Annotated in this window: 16 protein-coding genes; 6 read left to right on the forward strand and 10 right to left on the reverse strand. The window is 44.4% G+C overall.

Annotated features, from left to right (window positions below; all coding sequences use genetic code 11):
• Position 1 precedes the first annotated feature (1 nt).
• From GWR56_RS17125 to GWR56_RS17135, 3 genes are read left to right on the forward strand one after another with little or no spacing between them, the layout of a single operon-like run.
• Positions 2 to 1,042 (forward strand): PorP/SprF family type IX secretion system membrane protein, encoded by a 1,041-nt coding sequence (locus GWR56_RS17125; RefSeq protein ID WP_162432424.1) that lies wholly within the window; start codon positions 2 to 4, stop codon positions 1,040 to 1,042.
• Positions 1,043 to 1,073: 31 nt separating this feature from the next.
• Positions 1,074 to 1,481 carry a hypothetical protein gene (locus GWR56_RS17130; protein WP_162432425.1) on the forward strand — a complete coding sequence of 136 codons (408 nt, stop codon included), beginning with the start codon at positions 1,074 to 1,076 and terminating at the stop codon, positions 1,479 to 1,481.
• 22 nt (positions 1,482 to 1,503) lie between these two features.
• Complete coding sequence (locus GWR56_RS17135) at positions 1,504 to 1,917, forward strand: OsmC family protein (RefSeq protein WP_162432426.1); 414 nt, start codon at positions 1,504 to 1,506, stop codon at positions 1,915 to 1,917.
• Between the two features lie 6 nt (positions 1,918 to 1,923).
• Here the strand turns inward: GWR56_RS17135 and GWR56_RS17140 are convergent, their stop codons facing one another.
• Together GWR56_RS17140 and GWR56_RS17145 are read right to left on the reverse strand one after the other, a co-directional pair.
• Positions 1,924 to 2,541: a TetR/AcrR family transcriptional regulator gene (locus tag GWR56_RS17140; protein ID WP_162432427.1), complete on the reverse strand. Its 618-nt coding sequence runs from the start codon at positions 2,539 to 2,541 to the stop codon at positions 1,924 to 1,926.
• 89 nt (positions 2,542 to 2,630) lie between these two features.
• Positions 2,631 to 3,113: a DUF4126 family protein gene (locus tag GWR56_RS17145; RefSeq protein WP_162432428.1), complete on the reverse strand. Its 483-nt coding sequence runs from the start codon at positions 3,111 to 3,113 to the stop codon at positions 2,631 to 2,633.
• A 125-nt stretch (positions 3,114 to 3,238) separates the two neighbouring features.
• On the opposite strand from GWR56_RS17145, the gene GWR56_RS17150 reads away from it, so the two are divergent.
• Complete coding sequence (locus GWR56_RS17150) at positions 3,239 to 3,775, forward strand: hypothetical protein (RefSeq protein WP_202925342.1); 537 nt, start codon at positions 3,239 to 3,241, stop codon at positions 3,773 to 3,775.
• A 68-nt stretch (positions 3,776 to 3,843) separates the two neighbouring features.
• Here the strand turns inward: GWR56_RS17150 and GWR56_RS17155 are convergent, their stop codons facing one another.
• The 4 genes from GWR56_RS17155 to GWR56_RS17170 all read right to left on the reverse strand — a co-directional run bounded on the left by GWR56_RS17155 (position 3,844) and on the right by GWR56_RS17170 (position 10,493).
• Positions 3,844 to 7,266 (reverse strand): efflux RND transporter permease subunit, encoded by a 3,423-nt coding sequence (locus GWR56_RS17155; protein WP_162432429.1) that lies wholly within the window; start codon positions 7,264 to 7,266, stop codon positions 3,844 to 3,846.
• 27 nt (positions 7,267 to 7,293) lie between these two features.
• Positions 7,294 to 8,391, reverse strand: a complete 1,098-nt coding sequence (locus GWR56_RS17160) for an efflux RND transporter periplasmic adaptor subunit (RefSeq protein ID WP_162432430.1) — start codon at positions 8,389 to 8,391, stop codon at positions 7,294 to 7,296.
• Between the two features lie 30 nt (positions 8,392 to 8,421).
• Complete coding sequence (locus tag GWR56_RS17165; protein WP_162432431.1) at positions 8,422 to 9,771, reverse strand: TolC family protein; 1,350 nt, start codon at positions 9,769 to 9,771, stop codon at positions 8,422 to 8,424.
• 95 nt (positions 9,772 to 9,866) lie between these two features.
• Entirely contained in the window at positions 9,867 to 10,493 is a 627-nt protein-coding gene (locus GWR56_RS17170; protein ID WP_162432432.1) for a TetR/AcrR family transcriptional regulator, read from the reverse strand.
• Positions 10,494 to 10,642: 149 nt separating this feature from the next.
• Here GWR56_RS17170 and purB point away from each other — a divergent pair, with 149 nt between their 5' ends.
• Together purB and GWR56_RS17180 are read left to right on the forward strand one after the other, a co-directional pair.
• Complete coding sequence (gene purB / locus GWR56_RS17175; protein WP_162432433.1) at positions 10,643 to 11,986, forward strand: adenylosuccinate lyase; 1,344 nt, start codon at positions 10,643 to 10,645, stop codon at positions 11,984 to 11,986.
• A gap of 150 nt (positions 11,987 to 12,136) precedes the next feature.
• Positions 12,137 to 12,688: a NifU family protein gene (locus GWR56_RS17180; protein ID WP_162432434.1), complete on the forward strand. Its 552-nt coding sequence runs from the start codon at positions 12,137 to 12,139 to the stop codon at positions 12,686 to 12,688.
• Between the two features lie 162 nt (positions 12,689 to 12,850).
• Here GWR56_RS17180 and GWR56_RS17185 read toward each other — a convergent pair whose 3' ends face one another.
• The 4 genes from GWR56_RS17185 to GWR56_RS17200 form a co-directional block, all read right to left on the reverse strand.
• Positions 12,851 to 13,651 (reverse strand): inositol monophosphatase family protein, encoded by an 801-nt coding sequence (locus tag GWR56_RS17185; protein ID WP_162432435.1) that lies wholly within the window; start codon positions 13,649 to 13,651, stop codon positions 12,851 to 12,853.
• A 31-nt stretch (positions 13,652 to 13,682) separates the two neighbouring features.
• Positions 13,683 to 14,852 carry a prolipoprotein diacylglyceryl transferase gene (locus GWR56_RS17190; RefSeq protein ID WP_162432436.1) on the reverse strand — a complete coding sequence of 390 codons (1,170 nt, stop codon included), beginning with the start codon at positions 14,850 to 14,852 and terminating at the stop codon, positions 13,683 to 13,685.
• Between the two features lie 134 nt (positions 14,853 to 14,986).
• Positions 14,987 to 16,306, reverse strand: a complete 1,320-nt coding sequence (mtaB, locus tag GWR56_RS17195; protein ID WP_162432437.1) for a tRNA (N(6)-L-threonylcarbamoyladenosine(37)-C(2))-methylthiotransferase MtaB — start codon at positions 16,304 to 16,306, stop codon at positions 14,987 to 14,989.
• 257 nt (positions 16,307 to 16,563) lie between these two features.
• Positions 16,564 to 17,127, reverse strand: coding sequence for a UbiX family flavin prenyltransferase (locus GWR56_RS17200; RefSeq protein ID WP_202925343.1), 564 nt, complete (start codon positions 17,125 to 17,127; stop codon positions 16,564 to 16,566).
• Positions 17,128 to 17,248 lie beyond the last annotated feature (121 nt).

The raw sequence follows: 17,248 nt of genomic DNA on the forward strand, positions 1-17,248 counted from the left end.
GATGAAGGAATTAAAGAAATATCGCTTTTTACTGTTATTTACGATAATTTTGGGTTGTTTACGTTCATCAGCCCAGGATCATATATATTCGCAATTTTTCAATTCGCCGGTATACCTTAACCCGGCTTTAAACGGCCAGTTTGAGGGCGATCTGCGTATGAACCTTATTTACCGCAACCAGTATACGGCAATACCGGGCGGCTTATCCTACCTTACGGCTTCTATTGATTATAATGTACCGCAGTTTGGCGGCGGTGTCGGCTTGATTTTTACCCGTAGCAGCGAAGGTGTAGCTTATCTAAATAAAAATAACATAGCGGCTATATATTCGTACAGTGTAGGTTCCGAGGATTATGTGTTGTCATTTGGTTTACAGGCAGGCGCTACTAACCGGTCGGTTGACTATAGTAAGCTGGTTTTTGGCGATCAGATAGATCCCCGACTGGGTTATATCCCCGGTTCGGTTTCCGGTGCCGACCAACCCGATTTCAACAACAAATTCTACTTTGACTCCGGTGCCGGCGTTAATCTCACGCTAAAAAATTTCAATGTAGGCGCTGCTGCTCAGCACCTTAACCGTCCTAACGAATCGTTCACCGGTTCGCCGGCAATATTGCCTATACGTACAACCCTGCATGCCAGTTTTAAATATAACCTTACCCGCGACGATAATGTAGATGACGAGGATAGATCATATATTATACCCTCGGTGGTGTTTTATAAGCAAGCGCGGGCGCAATCCATCAGCGCAGGAATGCAATATAAGCGGCGTAGTATAAACGCCGGTGTTTGGTATCGCAGCAGCGGCCAGGGCGGGCCGGGCGCTTTGGTTGTATCGTTAATTTTCGATTTATTCATTAACAAGGAAGGCGGCGAAAAAATACGCCTCGGTGTAAGCCACGATGTTCCGGCAGGTGGCTTAAATTACTCCAATACGAGCGGCACTACCGAGGGAAGTATCGGTTATGAAACCACCCTGCCATCGCGTTCACGGGGCGAGCATAAGTTTTTTGGCGCGAGCAGATGCTATGATTTTTATTAATTTTTTTAACTTTATCGTAATCTAATTTTTTATGGCTAAAGATTACTTAAAGGAAAAAGTCGTTAAAAAAAAATCTGCGTCTGTAGTGGGCTGGTTGCTTGCGCTGCTGGTGCTGATATTTGCTATCATGATAGGCAGGTTTGCCCTATCAGGTTCAATTAATATGTTCAGCGGGATGCCCGACAGCGATGACGCTTATAAAATAGCGAAGCAGTTCATTATCCCTACAACGCTTTCAAAAAACGTCGACTTCTCAGACTCAGAATACAAGTTCGCTAAGAAATCGGATTCGGTATATGTTATAAAATCATTTTATACTTCCAAATTTGATAGTGGTGAAACATCAAAAACAAATTTTACCATTACCTTAAAATACAATGGCGGTGCAGGTGCAAAAACATCCAACTGGACCCTGCTTAATTTAGACCAGGACAATTAAGATCTTCTTATCAAACCCATTTATGGAACCCGATACTGAATTTATTGCAGGTGCATCCGCGCACATAGCTCATGCAAAATATCAAACCATTGTAACCAGTAACAACCACACTATTATTGCAGATGAACCCGCGGAACTAGGGGGAGCTGATACCGGTATGTCGCCTTATAGCCTGCTGCTGGCAAGCCTGGCAAGCTGTACAGTAATTACGCTTCGCATGTATATCGAGCGTAAAATGTGGATTGTTAACGAGATAGCCGTTAACCTTGAACTTTTTAGAACTGAGAACGGAATATCAATTGAAAGCAACCTTGCTTTTAAAGGTGAACTAACGGACGAGCAGCTTAAACGTTTAATAACTATCGCCGACGCTTGCCCTATTCATAAGATCCTTGTAGGGAATATCACGATCAACACCAAGCTTACAAATGCCTGATGCAGGCTATTTTAGCCCCTTAACAAATATATCAATAAGCAGCAGGCGTTTGTTATGTATCTCGTCGAGGTGCTCTTTATAAGGGAAATTTAGCTTTTTATGCGGCAACGAGCCACCTACTTTAATGCCATGCAGCGCATCCAAAAATACCTCGACAATTTCAACAGGGCTGGCAACGGGTTGTATGTTGTTCTTGTCAATTTCTGCTTGAATAGCATTAGCCAATAGCTTAATCTCGGCATCGCGTATCTGCCCCACTGTTTCCCATATCGTATCGGGCAGGTTTTGCTCATTGAGTCGAAAAAAATCAAAAAAATTATAATTATTTACGATAAAATCGTGGTGGGTGTTTACCTGAAACAGAAATGCTTCGCGCAGGTTGGTAAAGTGACCAAATTTGTCCTCAAGTTGTTTTAAATAGTCGTTGGCCAGCTTACGCATAACCGCCATATACAATTCGCTTTTATCCGGGAAGTAATAATAAAGCAAGGCTTTTGACATAGACAGGTCGCCGGCAATTTCGTTCATAGTGGTTTTTGAATAGCCATAATGAAGAAAGCGCTGGTGAGATGCCTCTAATATCTTTTCGCGTTTAATATCCTGCTGATCGTTTGCTAAACTCATTTTTAGTTCCTGACTTTTTTAACAAACTTATCAAATTTCCAACCAATTGCCGGCGGGCTGCCTAAAAAGATGATTTTAAAATGGAAAATTTACAGCTGTTTTGCAATAGCTGTACCGGCGGTAATAGCGATCGCATCTTCAAACGCGCCAATGACGGCATCGGGTAAACGTGTTTTTTTGCCAAGGCCAACACGCAGGAACATGCAACCAAAGGCGGTAGCAATAGCCGCCGTTCCGCCTATCAATCCACCTATAACCGGCATTTTATGGCCGGCCTGATATACGGCCGCACCGCATAAGGCACCCGCTACGAAACGCCCTATCAATCCGCCTGCGTTTGTACGATTTGGTGCAAAAGGTAGCTTATCACCTATAAGCTCGGCCGCGGCCAATACCTTAAATACTTTTGACGTGCGGATGGTTTGAAGAAAGTGCAGGGGTGAATTGTCAAGGTTTTTAGACGGATGCCTGCTATAAACATGGCTAACCACAACCGGTGCAGAAAATGTTCGCATACCGGCAATTGCCCCCAAGCCTGCAGCCTTAAGGGCTGGTGTTAATTTAAGTTCCATAATAGTGTGCATTAAGGTTTAACAGAAACAATAACCATTCCTAAATCTAATGGTTGTAGTAAAGAACTGTTACGGTGAATCAATTGTCAAAATAATTTGTTGTTACCCACACCAACTATGTTATTATGAAACTACACGAAGACAATACATTTGGCGCCCTGGGTAGCGCAATAGGAAAAGGCCTGCTGGCGGGCCTGGCCGCAACTGCTGCCATGACGCTATCGCAAATGATTGAAATGAAGATCAACAAGCGCGAGCCCAGCGATGCAACATTGAAAGTTGCCGAAGATACGGCAGGATTAAAACCCGCCTCGCCGCAAGAAAAGCAACAGCTATCGCAAGAGATACATTGGAGTTATGGCACTGCATGGGGTATTGCCCGCGGACTGATAGGCTTAACCGGTTTAAAGGGCTTGCCTGCTACCCTTGCACATTTTGGTGCTGTTTGGGGCGCCGCTTTGGTTATGCTGCCTAAACACGATGCTGCCAAACCCATTAACAAACAAAAACCGCAGGAGATAGGCATCGACATATTGCACCACGGCATTTATGCCGTTACAGCAGGCATGGTATACGACGCTTTGGACGCAGGCAGCCGTCGCGAACGGAAAGTAAAGAAAATTTTAGCATCGTTAAAAGGCTTCAAAAAGGGTATTAAATAATAATGCTTTATGCAAAAGAGCCGCATAAATAGTATGCGGCTCTTTCTTTTTTAAACGTTGATCAGCTGTTAAACTTCGGCTATTTCTAATTTGGCTTTCTCGGTATTGGCTTTATCCTTTTTACCAAAGAAATAGTTTTTCATGTTTACACGGATGATGTACATACATGGCACCAGTATCAGGGTGATGATTGTTGCAAAACCAAGACCGAAGATCATCGTCCATGCCAGCGGCCCCCAGAATGCAACGTTATCGCCGCCGAAGTGAATGTGCGGCTCAAAGTGGGTAAACAGGCCTACAAAGTCGATATTAAAACCAACAGCCAGCGGTATCAAGCCTAATATGGCTGCTGTGGCGGTTAACAACACCGGGGTCATACGGGTATGGCCGGCTTCAACCACCGCGTCGTGCAGGCTTACGCCCTGCTCTATCAGCATATCAGTAAATTCTACCAGCAAAATACCGTTACGTACCACCACCCCGGCAAGGGCTATGATACCTATACCGGTCATTACAATGGCGGTCGTCATACCAAATATGGCGGTGCCCAGTAAAACACCAATGATACTGAAGAATATCTCGCTGATGATGATAAACGTTTTACCAATCGAGTTGAACTGTATCATCAGGATGAGGAATATGAGGCCAAATGATATACCAAGCGCAGTTAATATGAATATAGCTGCCTCCATTTGGTCCTCTTGACCGCCCCCCTGGCGTATGATGATGTCCGCCGGTTTCTTAAAGTTACCAAGGGCCTTTAAAATGTTGGCGTTTACATCATTCGCGTTGTACGGTTTAATAACGCTTGATGATAACGTAAGCACCCTGCGCTGCTGTTTATGCTTAATGTTACTAAAGGTTGTAGAGTATCTTACATCGCTGAAAGCCGATATAGGTACCTGTCGTATTGCGCCGCCGGTAGCTAAGTCCCGGTACGTCATCTTCATGTTGCGTATCTCGTCAATATTAGACCGCTGCTGCTCAAGCGCCCTTACCTTTATCTCGTAATTATCCTCCTTCGTGTTCCTGAAATCGGCAGCTTTCCAACCCAGTATAGCCGTAACCAGGTTTGTTGTTACCTGCTGGGTGGTTATACCTTCGCGGTTAGCGCGTTCGCGGTCTATATCAAAAACAATATCCGGTTTATCACTTTCCACATCTGGCACCAGGTTTTCTATACCCGCTATATTTTGCCTGGCCAAATATGTTTTTAAACGATTAGCTGTTGTAACAAGCGAATCCAGGTTATCACCGATGATTTCGAGGCTTATGTCCTTTTGCACGGGCGGCCCGCCGGCTTCCTGCGCAACGGCTATTTTTACACCCGGCACGCCCTGCACAGCTTTGCGGATATTGGCCAATATTACTTTGGTGTCTTTACCCTTGCGTTTGCCAAATTCTTCAAAGGCCACGGTTACCTTACCTTTATTTTGATAATCGCCCTGATCTTCGTCCTGCGGATCCGTTACGCTTTTTGTTACGTTAGAAATAATAGAGGTTACGATATCCTTATCAGGTTCTACAACCTTTGCAACACGCTGCTCTATTCGTTTGGTAACCTCGTTGGTGGTGGCCTGGTCTGTGCCAACAGGCATCGTTATATACACATAGGCAAAGTTAGGGTCGCCCGATGGAAAGAACTCGGGGGTTTTCCCCAGGAAATGATTTACCACAAGCGCAACCACAAATAATACTACGGTACCTGATAGTACAGTAAGCGGGCGACGTACGGCGCGCTCTAACCATTTGGCGTACCAGCGCTGAAATCTTGGCCACGCGTTTTTTTGGAACCTGTCTATCACCCTCAGTAAAAAGAAATGGTTTAACAGGTATAGGGCCATTATTAGCACCATGAAATTACCAAAGCCCACATTGATCAGATATCCGATAACGGTAGCGCCGGCAAGCCATATCATGGCCCGCTTAGTTGCTTTATCAAATTTCGGGTTATCGTGCTCACCGTCGTGGTGCGGTTTCATAAAATCAACCGCGAATACCGGGTTCATAATGTAAGCTACAACCAATGATGCCAGCAGTGTGATGATGAGCGTTATCGGTAAAAAGAACATGAACTTACCAATGATACTGTGCCAGAAAGCTAACGGAATAAACGGCGCAAGGGTTGTCATGGTACCCGAAAATACGGGCAAAAACACCTCGCCTGCCGCCATCTTGGCCGCTTCTTTTATAGGTACCTTGCCGTTGGCAAATATGCGGTGCGTGTTTTCTATTACCACAATAGCATCATCCACCACAATACCCAACGCCAGCAGGAACGAGAACAATACGATCATGTTGAGCGTAAAACCTATGGCCGGCATCACCAAAAAGGCTATAAAGCATGATAATGGAACTGACAGCGCCACAAATATGGCATTAGTGGTACCCATAAAAAACATCAGGATAACCGTTACCAGTATAAAACCTATTACAATAGTGTTTATCAGGTCGTTTAAGGTGGTACGGGTTTTATCGCTCTGGTCGCCGGTTACGGTAATGGTTAGGCCCTTGGGGAAAGTGGTTTTCTGTTTGTCAAGGATAAGGGCGCGTATTTTATCTGACGATTCGATAAGATTTTCGCCGGCCCTTTTGCTTATAGCAAGGGTTATAACATTCTTAAAATTAGGGTTGTCGGGCGTTTTTAAGCGCGCAAAACTTTCCTGCTCTAAAAACGAATCTTTTATCTCTGCAATATCGCGCAGGTAAACGGCTTGCCCCTTGGGGTTACGGATAACCAGGGCGGCCACCTCTTCAGCGTTTTTGAAATCCTTTTTTATATCAATGCTGCGCCTTACACCGTCCAGCTTTATTGTACCGGCCGATGCAAGTATGTTCTCGCTTCCTACGTTTTGTATAATGTCGTTAAAAGTGAGCTGTGCCGCGCTCATTTTATTGATATCCACATTGATCTGTATCTCGGGGGTAAGCGCCCCTATTTCGTCAACTTTTGATATCTCTTTATATCCTTCTATCTCATCCTTCAGCAGGTCGGCATATTCTTTTAACTTTTTCAGGTCGTAATCGCCGGAAAGGTTAACGTACAGTATAGGCAGGTCGGATACGTTGATATCCGAAATGGTTGGCTCTTTATAATTGTTATCGTTTTGCGGAAGGTCTTTCTTTGCCTTATCTACAGCATCCTTAACCTCCTGCTTGGCATCCTTAATATCTACGGTAACATTAAACTCGGCGGTTATGATCGATACGTTCTGTACCGAGTTAGAGGTTACCTTTTTAAGGCCCTTAAGCGATTTTAACTGCTTTTCTATCTGCCGTGTTACCAGGTTCTCAACGTTTTGCGGCGATTGGCCGATAAAGGTTGTAGTAACAAAAATCTTAGGGATGGTAATATCCGGAAAATTCTCTTTTGGCAAATTGCGATAGCTTAAAATACCCAGCAGGGTAATCATAAACATCAGCACGTATATGGCCGTTTTATTATCGATGGCCCAGCTCGAGGGCGCAAATTCTTTTTTTAGATCTTTCATTATCGCAACAGATCAGGGTGTTTGTGATTAATTAGCTGTAGCAGCCACTTTTATTTTATCGCCGTCTTCAATGTCTTCAACGCCATTGGTTATCAGCTGGTCGCCTGCTTTCAGGCCGGATAATATTTCTGTTTGCCCTCCGTATGTAGAGCCGGCTTTAACAACGGTACGTTTTGCCACGCCGTTTGCATTTATGTAAACATAGTCGCCATCTTCTGAATGCTGAAGTGCTTTAACCGGTACGGTAATGGTACTGGTTTTGGCATAATCGGCTATCTTTAAAACTGCTGTCATGTTAGGGCGCAGGTTTTTGCGGGCCGGCAGTTTAATTTCTACCGCAAAACTGCGCGATGTAGGGTCAATGGCCTTGGCCGCAAAAGTAACCTTTGTAGTAAGTGAGTCCTGCGCATCGGGAATAACGATCTTCACATTATTACCGGTGCGTACGCTGCCTGCATATGATTCGGGCACATCCGCTTTTACTTTCAGGTTATCAGCGTCAACTATCCTAATGCCGGTTACACCCGGGCTGGCAACCTGGCCCAGCTTAAGGTCCATTTGGTCAACCGAGCCGCTTATAGGCGCAACTATACGGTACATAGCGGCCTGCTCGCGTAATGCTGCTATCGACTTTTTACCTGCCTGGAAATTTGTTTGCGCCTGTAAAAATTGCACCTCGGTTCCTATTTTCTGGTCCCAAAGCGCCTTTTGGCGATTGTATATTTGCTGGGTAAGTGCAAGCTGAGATTCGGCCTGCGCAATGTTCTGGCGCAGCACACTGTTATCCAGTTGGGCAAGCACCTGCCCTTTTGAAACATGCTGGCCCACCTTAGCATAAATGGCTGTAATGGTACCGCCGGTTTGCGGGTACGCTGTTACGTTATCCTGCGCGTCAATTTTGCCTTGTATCTGCACGTAGTTTACAAACGGGCCGGTTTTTACTTCGGCAACGTTCACTTCGGTAATTACTTCGGGTGTACCAATTTCGGCCTGCAGCTTGGCTATTTTGTTATTGATCTCCGATTGCTGTTTTTGCAGGTCGGCAAGCTCGGCTTTTTTATCTTTAGGTTTATTTGAGCATGCTGCCAGTAACAGTAATGCCGGTATGTATATTAATTTTTTCATTTTATATGGATGTGTGTGAGTTTAGTTATGTTATTCAATTCGACCGTATGCCTTATCAAGATCAACCCTGCTAACCAACGCGTCGTATAAGCTTTGGATATATGAGTTGTCGGCATTTTCAAGCGCCGTTTGGGCCTGGGTAACTTCTATACTGGAGCCTACCCCCTGCTGGTATTTTATTTTTGATACCCTCAGTACTTCCTGCGCCAGCTCCTGGTTACGCTTTTGGTTATTTAATGATTGTAAACTGTTAAAGTAAATGATCTTAGCCTGATCGGCCTGCAAGGCTAACCCGTTTTTAAGGCTGTTTAAGCTGTTGATGTTTTTCTGAACGGTAATCTCTGATTGTTTAACCCTGTTGCTACGCTGCCCACCGCTAAAAATTGGCACGTTTAGCGTAAGCCCTATGTAGCTTGATGGAAAACTTGAACTGTAAAGGTCCTTAAAGCTGTTGTTTTGATAAGAGAATGTGTAAGCTACATTAGCTTTTAACGTTGGCAAAAACTGCGCTTTCATCCGCTTAAGGTCAAATTGGCTTAACTTAAGGTTGGTTTCAAATAAACCATATTCAATACGTTTTTTATAGAAAGCTGTATCGGCTATAACTTCACCGGCATTTTCATCAAGCTTAATATCTGAAAGGCCATCTTTTAATGTTAAGTTATATTGTATAGGCATGCCGATCTGAAATTTAAGCAACTGATAGTTCAGCGCAAGCAAACGGATAGTGTTTTCGCGGGTGGTAACTAAGTTGTTGTATTGAACGGATATCCGGTCCACATCAATTTTCTCTACAAAACCCTGTTTGTTCTGTGCGGAGGTTTGGTCTAACTGCTGTTTTAACTGGGCGATATTGGCATCTAACAATTTAATTTGTTCGTTGCTTACCAAAACCTGGTAATAAGCCTTAGTAACATTTGCAATTACCTCGATCTTTGCACGAATGTACGAACGAGTATAAAGCTCTTTATACGTTTTGCGGCCCTGTAAGCCTATAATATAACTTGGGTCGAACAACAGCTGGCTGGCATTAACGCCCAGGTTAGACTGGTACTTTACGCCGAACTTTACGGGAATAAACGTACCTGCCGGCGCGCCAAAAAATTCACCGGGCAGCAGCGTGGTTGGTATTTTTAAATAGTCCTGAAAAGACGCCGTACCGTCTATCTGCGGAAAACCCTGACCGATAATTTCTTTAACGCGATAGTCTGCGCTCTTTACATCCAGGCCGGCATTTACAACCGAATCTTTGTGGGTAATAGCGTAATCTACGGCTTCCTGTACAGAAAAATTATAGGTTTGCGTCGCCGGTGGCTGCGCTTGCGAAAACCCTCGAAGGGCTCCTGTAAGTAATAATAGTAGGGTGAGTATTCGTTTCATTTTTTATGACAAGTGATATATGACAGATGCTTTGTTTGGTGTTGCAAAAAAACAGGGATGATTGACAACCGTATGTCAGCAGCGCCCCTGATGAATTAATTTAATTGCTGCGCATGTACATTTTTATATTTATCTAATAGTTCGTGCCCTTTAATGGTACAAATGCCATAGTTAAAATGCTCCAGCAATTGATATTGCACCCGCCAGGTACTAAATTGCGACACCGGGAATATTGATGCGTTAAAACCCATTTCTACCTGGTTAACGCGCATTTTCGCCAATATCCTTACGTCGATATCAGGCCTTATAAAGCCTTGCTGTATACCTTTGGTCAATAGCTCTTCCAACGTTTTCACCAGTACCTCTGCTTTAAAGTTTTGAAACAGCGCCCATGCTTCCGGGTGATACTTCTGCAAATCGTGTATTACGATCGGGTTTATGCGCGAAAAGATGTCTTCCGAGCATTTCATCATGTTGATCATCTCTTCAATTACGTTGGCCGAGCTTTCTATGATACTATTTATCTGACATTCGTCGTCAATCAACTTTTTCTTCACCAGCGCCATAACCAGGTCGTTCTTATCATTAAAAAAATGATAGATGGTTTTCTTTGACATACCCAGGTGCCTGGCTATATCGTCCATAGTTACGCTTTTTATACCTGCCTGTAAAAACAGGTCTTCACCGCCCTGGATAATTCTCTCTATTTGACCGTTTGACATTATGGGTCAAAACTAAGGAAACATTTTTAGATTTCAAAGTTTCCATTTTAAATAAGTTTTTTCTTTCGATCATAACATTTGAAACTTGTGGAATTGGACAAAACCTTAGCTACCTGCCTGCAAATGATTATCTTTGCAAAAACTTAAACATGGAGTTAAATTCTCTTTCCGCAATATCCCCTATCGACGGCAGGTACCGTAATACCACTTCAGCACTGGCTGCCTACTTCTCAGAATACGCCCTGATCAAATACAGGGTGTTTATTGAGGTGGAATATTTTATTGCCCTTTGCGATCATCCGCTACCCCAGTTACGTGATTTTGATAAAAATGCAACAGAAAAGTTACGGGATATCTATAAAAAATTTTCGGAGGCGGATGCTGCCGATATCAAAAACATCGAAAAAACCACTAATCATGATGTTAAGGCGGTGGAGTATTTTCTGAAAAAACAGTTTGATGCCCTCGGCCTCCAGGACTATAAAGAGTTTATCCACTTTGGCTTAACCTCTCAGGATATTAATAATACAGCTATACCCTATTCATTTAAACTGGCCATCAATGATGTTTACCTGCCGGAAATTAACGGATTGGTTGATCTGCTAAAGAATTTTGCCAGGGAATGGGACGCGGTGCCTATGCTGGCCCATACCCACGGACAACCAGCTTCGCCGACACGTTTAGGTAAAGAGATCAGCGTGTTTGTAGAACGCCTGGAAAACCAGCTAACTTTACTGAAAGCCGTGCCTTACTCGGCTAAGTTTGGCGGTGCCACAGGTAACTTTAATGCCCATCACGTTGCATACCCTGAAATTGACTGGAAGGCATTTGGCAATCATTTTATAAACGACATTTTGGGCCTGCACCGTTCGCAGTTTACTACCCAGATAGAGCATTATGATAACTTTGCCGCCCAGTGCGATGCGTTGAAACGCATCAACAATATCCTGATAGATCTTGACCGCGATATGTGGACCTACATATCCATGAACTTTTTTAAACAAAAGATAAAAGCCGGTGAAATAGGCTCGTCGGCTATGCCGCACAAGGTAAACCCCATTGACTTTGAGAACAGCGAGGGTAACCTGGGTATTGCCAATGCCTTGTTTGAACATTTGGCTGCTAAGCTTCCCATCTCCCGTTTACAGCGAGATTTGACCGACTCTACCGTGTTACGCAATATTGGCGTACCGGTGGCCCATACGCTTATCGCCATAAGATCAACAGTTAAGGGCTTAAATAAATTATTGCTGAATGAAGCTGCCATAAACGCCAGCCTGGAAGCAAACTGGGCGGTTGTTGCTGAGGCCATACAAACCATCCTTCGCCGAGAAGCATATCCAAACCCCTACGAAGCGTTAAAAGAGCTTACCCGAACCAATACGCAGGTTAATGCCCAAACAATCGCAGAGTTTGTTGACGGTTTAGAGGTAAGTGACGTGGTTAAAAATGAGATAAAGGCCATAACGCCGCAAAATTATACGGGGATATGATTTAGATGTGCAAATGAAACCGTACAAATAATTTGCACATCTAATATTTGCACATTAGCTTACCTCTGTCAGTGCGGGGTAAAACTAAGAAGAACAGGCTTGAACAAGCAAAAACCTGTTTACATTTGTTAACTATAAAAATTAACACACATGAATATCAGCGTATATACCGAAGCAACACCTAACCCTGCAACTACCAAGTTTATTGTAAACAAGTTGCTTATAAACGGCAGCGTGGATTATCCTACCAGGGAGAGCGCCGAAAATTCGCCCTTTGCAAAGGAGTTATACAAGTTTTCGTTTGTTAATGGTGTATTTTTTGCCAGCAACTTTGTAACCGTTACCAAAACCGAAGGCAGCGAATGGGAAGATATTTTGCCTATACTAAAAGAATTTGTTAAAGGGGCCGTTGAAAGCGAACTGAAGGTGCAGATAGTTGAACAGGAAACAGACGTTACGTTTGAAGGAACTGACACCGAGATCAAGATTCAGCAGATACTAAATGATTACGTACGCCCGGCCGTTGAGCAGGACGGCGGTGCTATCGCCTACCGTTCGTTTGATGCAGGGGTGGTTACCGTTGAGCTTCGCGGCTCGTGCAGCGGCTGTCCGTCATCTACCATTACCTTGAAATCGGGTATCGAAAATTTACTTAAACGTATGGTGCCCGAAGTTACCGAAGTGGTTTCTGAAGCAATGTAATTTATATTTATAAGGATTGGTCGATGAGCATCGCATCGATCCGGCAAAGAACCGGTTTGAATAAATTCATACCGGTTCTTTTGTTTTAACAGGGCGCGATCTTCAGGGTTTTCCCATTGGTGAGAAAGAATAATTGAGGAAAAAAAACAAACGGGCGTGCGCCTACTTGTTGTCGCTAAAATACTTGCTGATACATTCCAGCATCTCACCTGTTATTTTGCCGTTGGTGGCAAGCAGCTCGCGCGTTTTTAACACTTCGGGGCCGCCGTTAAAATTCACGATTTCGCCTCCCGCCTGCTGTACTATCACAATACCCGCCGCAATATCCCAGGGGTTTAAATTGTATTCGTAAAAAGCCTCGAAACGACCGGCGGCCGTATAAGCCAGGTCAACCGCGGCCGACCCTATGCGGCGCAGGCCATGGCATTTACGCATTAGCTCTGTAAATAAACTGATATATTGTTGCTGGTAAGTAAAATCGTAATATGGAAACCCCGTAGCGATCAAGCTGTCGGCAACGGCGGGTTTGTTACTTACCTTTATCTCGGCAGCATTGAGGTACGCCGGCGAATCCCGATGAGCGTAAAAGCATTCGTCCTGGTTTATTTCGTAAACTACGCCTAAAACCAGTTTATCGTTGTCCTGCAAAGCGATACTTACGGAGTAAGCGGGCAGCCCGTGTATAAAATTGGTAGTACCGTCCAGCGGGTCAATTATCCAATTATAGCGGTCGCCAATTTTGGTGCTTGTTTTTTCTTCGGTAATAAAGCCCGCTTCGGGCAGTATCAGTTCCAATCCTGCTACAATTTTTTGTTCGGCGGTTTTATCAACGTACGATACCAGGTCATTAAGACCTTTGTATTCTATTTTATCCGCGTCAAATGTTTTACGTTCGTGCCTGATAAATTGCCCGGCCTCTTTAGCCACATCAATTACCTGACTAATAACTGTGTTTAACTGCATAGTATTGATTTGGAATTAGGCGAAACTGATCTTAATTGGTGGCCCCGGTACGTTTATAGCGGTTTGCACTGTAGTAGATAAGTGCCGAGCCGCCTAAAACCATAATTACCGAGATCATCTCGGCCTGGGTGAAGGATATACCGCCAACCACATACCTGGTATTAACTCGTATCAGTTCGATGCAAAAACGCTCTACACCTGCCATGATCATGTAAATGCCAAACAATATGCCTGGCGCCTTAAACTTATGGCGCAATTGCCAAAGTACCAGAAATAACAAGATGCAAACAACAGATTCGTAGAAAGATGTAGGGTATACAGGTAGCTTTAATTCGTTACAAAATTTGCCGATGCAACCCGGAATATGATTATCGTGATCAGACATATCCACGTTATGCGGAAACTTGAAGCTCCACATCCAGTCGGGCAGCCAGCTGATGATGCCTGGCTTAGGGTTTAAGTTAGGTATTCCCCAGTCGCCGTCTCCAGCCATCTGGCAGCCTATACGGCCAACGCCATAGGCCAGCATCATACCCGGGCCGCCAATATCAAGCATACTTAAGGGTTTAATGTTATGCTTACCGGCTATATACAAGGTTACCGCGCCCCCGCATATCAATCCGCCGTAAAAGGTTAAGCCACTAAAGCCTATCAGCATACCTACCGGGTCGCGCATAAATTCGCCCCAGTTTTCAAGCGCGTTAAACAATTTGGCCCCGGCAAAGCCGCAAATGGCCGCCCATAGTAAAATGCTGCCCATCAACTCATGCGTGTGTACGGTTACACGGCGTTTTTCGGGCTTTGGCAGCACCTGTTTTTTATTTTCGTAATAAGCCCAATAAGCCATCAGCCCGGCCGCTATAATACCGCCCGCCCAGTTACCTTTTAAAGATAACAGGAAATCCTGAGGGTTATCTATCAACGCGCTGTAATGCAAAGCCGCATCAACCAGCTTAAAGCCTATTATAAACCCAAACACTGCATTACTTGCAATTTCTACCGGGGTGATAGGCGCCCCAACGGTTATCGTTTTTTCGAACGGGTGTATGTACCCTAATTTTTCGCGGCGTTTAAATTCCTGCGTAAATGCCCAATAGGCAGCCATAAATGCTATAGCCACAAAAAAACCAAATGTTTGTATAGGCAGCGGGATGTTAACGCCGGTAACGTATTCTATAAGCGACGATAGGGTTGGGAACATATATAGGTGTTATGCTATTTAAATAACGTTTAGTCTGAAGTCGAAAGTATTAAGTTCTAAGTATGTAAATTATTCTTAGGACTTACGACTAAAGGCTTTTGACTTACCGCAGGTTTGTGCTGCGAATATAATAGTTAATGCACTAATATTTCTTCGCTTTCTGTTATTTCAACATCACCATCCGGTGAAATTGCCGTTAAATTAACGGCCTTAAGCTCGTTAACCAATACGGGATCAAATTTAGCCTTTACCTTAACGTAGTTACGTGTAAAGCCGTGCATATAGCCGTCTTTGATATCGCCCTCAAAAAGCACCTCATCGGTTTTACCAAGTTGCGTTTCGTAAAAAGCACGGCGTTTCTTGTCAGATAGTATATGCAGCATTTTACTTCTGTCGGCCCGGGCAGAGCCGGGCACAACGCCGCTCATGTGTGCCGCGGGGGTGTTTTCGCGTTCGGAATAGGTGAACACGTGCAGGTACGAAATATCGAGGTCGTTCAAAAAGTTATAGGTATCTATAAAATCCTCGCGTGTTTCGCCCGGGAAACCAACAATTACATCAACGCCAATACAGCAATTCGGCATCAGTTCTTTTATTTTGGCAACGCGCTCGGTATAAAGTTCGCGCTTGTAGCGGCGGCGCATTAAACCCAGTATTTTGTTTGACCCGGACTGCAACGGAATGTGAAAATGCGGCACGAAGCGTTTTGAGGTGGCCACAAAGGCAATTATATCGTCGCTGAGCAGGTTTGGCTCTATGGATGATATGCGAATACGTTCGATACGTTCCACTTCGTCCAAAGCTTTAACAAGATCAAAAAAGCGATCCTCCCGCTTACCTTCGCGGATACCGAAGTCGCCCAGGTTCACCCCAGTCAACACAATTTCTTTTACACCTGATGTAGCTATTTCTTTTGCCTGCGCAATAACATTTTCGATGGTATCGCTGCGGCTGCTGCCACGGGCAAGCGGTATAGTACAAAAGGTGCATGAGTAATCGCAGCCGTCCTGTACTTTCAGGAAGGTACGGGTACGGTCACCAAAAGAATAGGATGGCACAAACTGATTGGCATGCGTTACCGGCTGGTTCAAAACAACAGCCTTCGGTTTTTTGGTAAGATCGGTAATATGATCCACCAGTTGAAATTTTTCGGCAGCGCCCAAAACCATATCCACGCCGGGTATTTCGGCAATTTCTTTCGGTTTTAACTGCGCGTAGCAGCCTACAATGGTAATAAAGGCGTCGGGTGATATTTTAAGCGCCTCTTTAACTATCTTCTTGCACTTTTTATCGGCATTATCGGTTACCGAACAAGTGTTTATTACATATACGTTAGGGGTGTCGGTAAAATCAACTGTTTCAAAACCGGCGTTATTAAACATCCGCCCGATAGACGAGGTCTCCGAATAATTCAGCTTGCAGCCAAGTGTATAAAAAGCGACTTTCTTATTCATTTGCAAGCCGCAAAGATAAGATTTTTAGAGATTAGTTGATTGGAGGTTGGCGATTGGTTGTTAACGGGAATGTAAAATCGGGCATTTCAATACCAGTCGGAGCTTGGCGAATAGTTTACTCAGCCCAACTACGCTACGCTGGTCGACCCTTTCTACGGCGCAAAGAGGGATATTCCCAACCTTCTTCCGCTTATGGAGAGAGTATGGTCAAGCGAAGCAAAGACCTGGTGAGTTAAATCGCGAATACCGGGATGAAGTCAGATTCCTTCCCACCGATAACTCTCATTTTCCAGCCCTATCAGATCTATAACGCGGTTTATTACCGTCATGGCCAGTTCTTCTACGGTTTTAGGTTTACTATAGTACGACGGTATGGCGGGGCAAATAATACCGCCTGCCTCGGTAACGGTTTGCATATTGCGAATATGGATCAGGTTTAGCGGCGTATCGCGGGCTACCAAAATTAGTTTGCGGCGTTCTTTAAGTATCACATCGGCCGCGCGGGTTATCAGATCGTCAGACACGCCGGATGCTATGCGGCCCAGCGTGCCCATTGAACACGGCACCACAACCATGGTATCGAACCGGGCAGAGCCTGAAGCGAACGGCGCCATAAAATCGTTTTTGGCGTATACCTTAAAAGGGTAATTGCCATGAGTAGTATCCTCAAGTTCAAACTCCCATACCTGTTTGGCGTTGTCGCTCATTACCACGGCAACTTCTGCTATTTGCGTTTGCAAAACCTGCAGCTTATCCAGCAGTAATTTGGCGTAAACAGAACCGCTTGCCCCTGTAACGGCTACTACAATTTTCTTTTTCATTATGCTTAGTTGAACAAAGTAAGGGATAAAAAGTTAGGGGCACAAAAAAGGGTCGAATAACTTGTACCCGACCCTACATCTACCTATGAAAAACATGCCCTTTGAGCGGGCAATACAAATA

The sequence above is a fragment of the Mucilaginibacter sp. 14171R-50 genome (assembly GCF_010093045.1).
In the GTDB taxonomy this organism is placed as follows: Bacteria; Bacteroidota; Bacteroidia; order Sphingobacteriales; family Sphingobacteriaceae; genus Mucilaginibacter.

Excerpts from the sequence above, each read along its gene's own strand:
- GWR56_RS17150 (WP_202925342.1), top strand. The coding sequence starts at position 3,239 with ATGAAACTACACGAAGACAATACATTTGGCGCCCTGGGTAGCGCAATA.
- GWR56_RS17180 (WP_162432434.1), top strand. The coding sequence starts at position 12,137 with ATGAATATCAGCGTATATACCGAAGCAACACCTAACCCTGCAACTACC.
- GWR56_RS17160 (WP_162432430.1), bottom strand. The coding sequence starts at position 8,391 with ATGAAAAAATTAATATACATACCGGCATTACTGTTACTGGCAGCATGC.
- GWR56_RS17155 (WP_162432429.1), bottom strand. The coding sequence starts at position 7,266 with ATGAAAGATCTAAAAAAAGAATTTGCGCCCTCGAGCTGGGCCATCGAT.
- GWR56_RS17200 (WP_202925343.1), bottom strand. The coding sequence starts at position 17,127 with ATGAAAAAGAAAATTGTAGTAGCCGTTACAGGGGCAAGCGGTTCTGTT.
- GWR56_RS17135 (WP_162432426.1), top strand. The coding sequence starts at position 1,504 with ATGGAACCCGATACTGAATTTATTGCAGGTGCATCCGCGCACATAGCT.
- mtaB (WP_162432437.1), bottom strand. The coding sequence starts at position 16,306 with ATGAATAAGAAAGTCGCTTTTTATACACTTGGCTGCAAGCTGAATTAT.
- GWR56_RS17145 (WP_162432428.1), bottom strand. The coding sequence starts at position 3,113 with ATGGAACTTAAATTAACACCAGCCCTTAAGGCTGCAGGCTTGGGGGCA.
- GWR56_RS17190 (WP_162432436.1), bottom strand. The coding sequence starts at position 14,852 with ATGTTCCCAACCCTATCGTCGCTTATAGAATACGTTACCGGCGTTAAC.
- GWR56_RS17125 (WP_162432424.1), top strand. The coding sequence starts at position 2 with ATGAAGGAATTAAAGAAATATCGCTTTTTACTGTTATTTACGATAATT.
- GWR56_RS17165 (WP_162432431.1), bottom strand. The coding sequence starts at position 9,771 with ATGAAACGAATACTCACCCTACTATTATTACTTACAGGAGCCCTTCGA.
- GWR56_RS17170 (WP_162432432.1), bottom strand. The coding sequence starts at position 10,493 with ATGTCAAACGGTCAAATAGAGAGAATTATCCAGGGCGGTGAAGACCTG.
- GWR56_RS17130 (WP_162432425.1), top strand. The coding sequence starts at position 1,074 with ATGGCTAAAGATTACTTAAAGGAAAAAGTCGTTAAAAAAAAATCTGCG.
- GWR56_RS17185 (WP_162432435.1), bottom strand. The coding sequence starts at position 13,651 with ATGCAGTTAAACACAGTTATTAGTCAGGTAATTGATGTGGCTAAAGAG.
- GWR56_RS17140 (WP_162432427.1), bottom strand. The coding sequence starts at position 2,541 with ATGAGTTTAGCAAACGATCAGCAGGATATTAAACGCGAAAAGATATTA.
- purB (WP_162432433.1), top strand. The coding sequence starts at position 10,643 with ATGGAGTTAAATTCTCTTTCCGCAATATCCCCTATCGACGGCAGGTAC.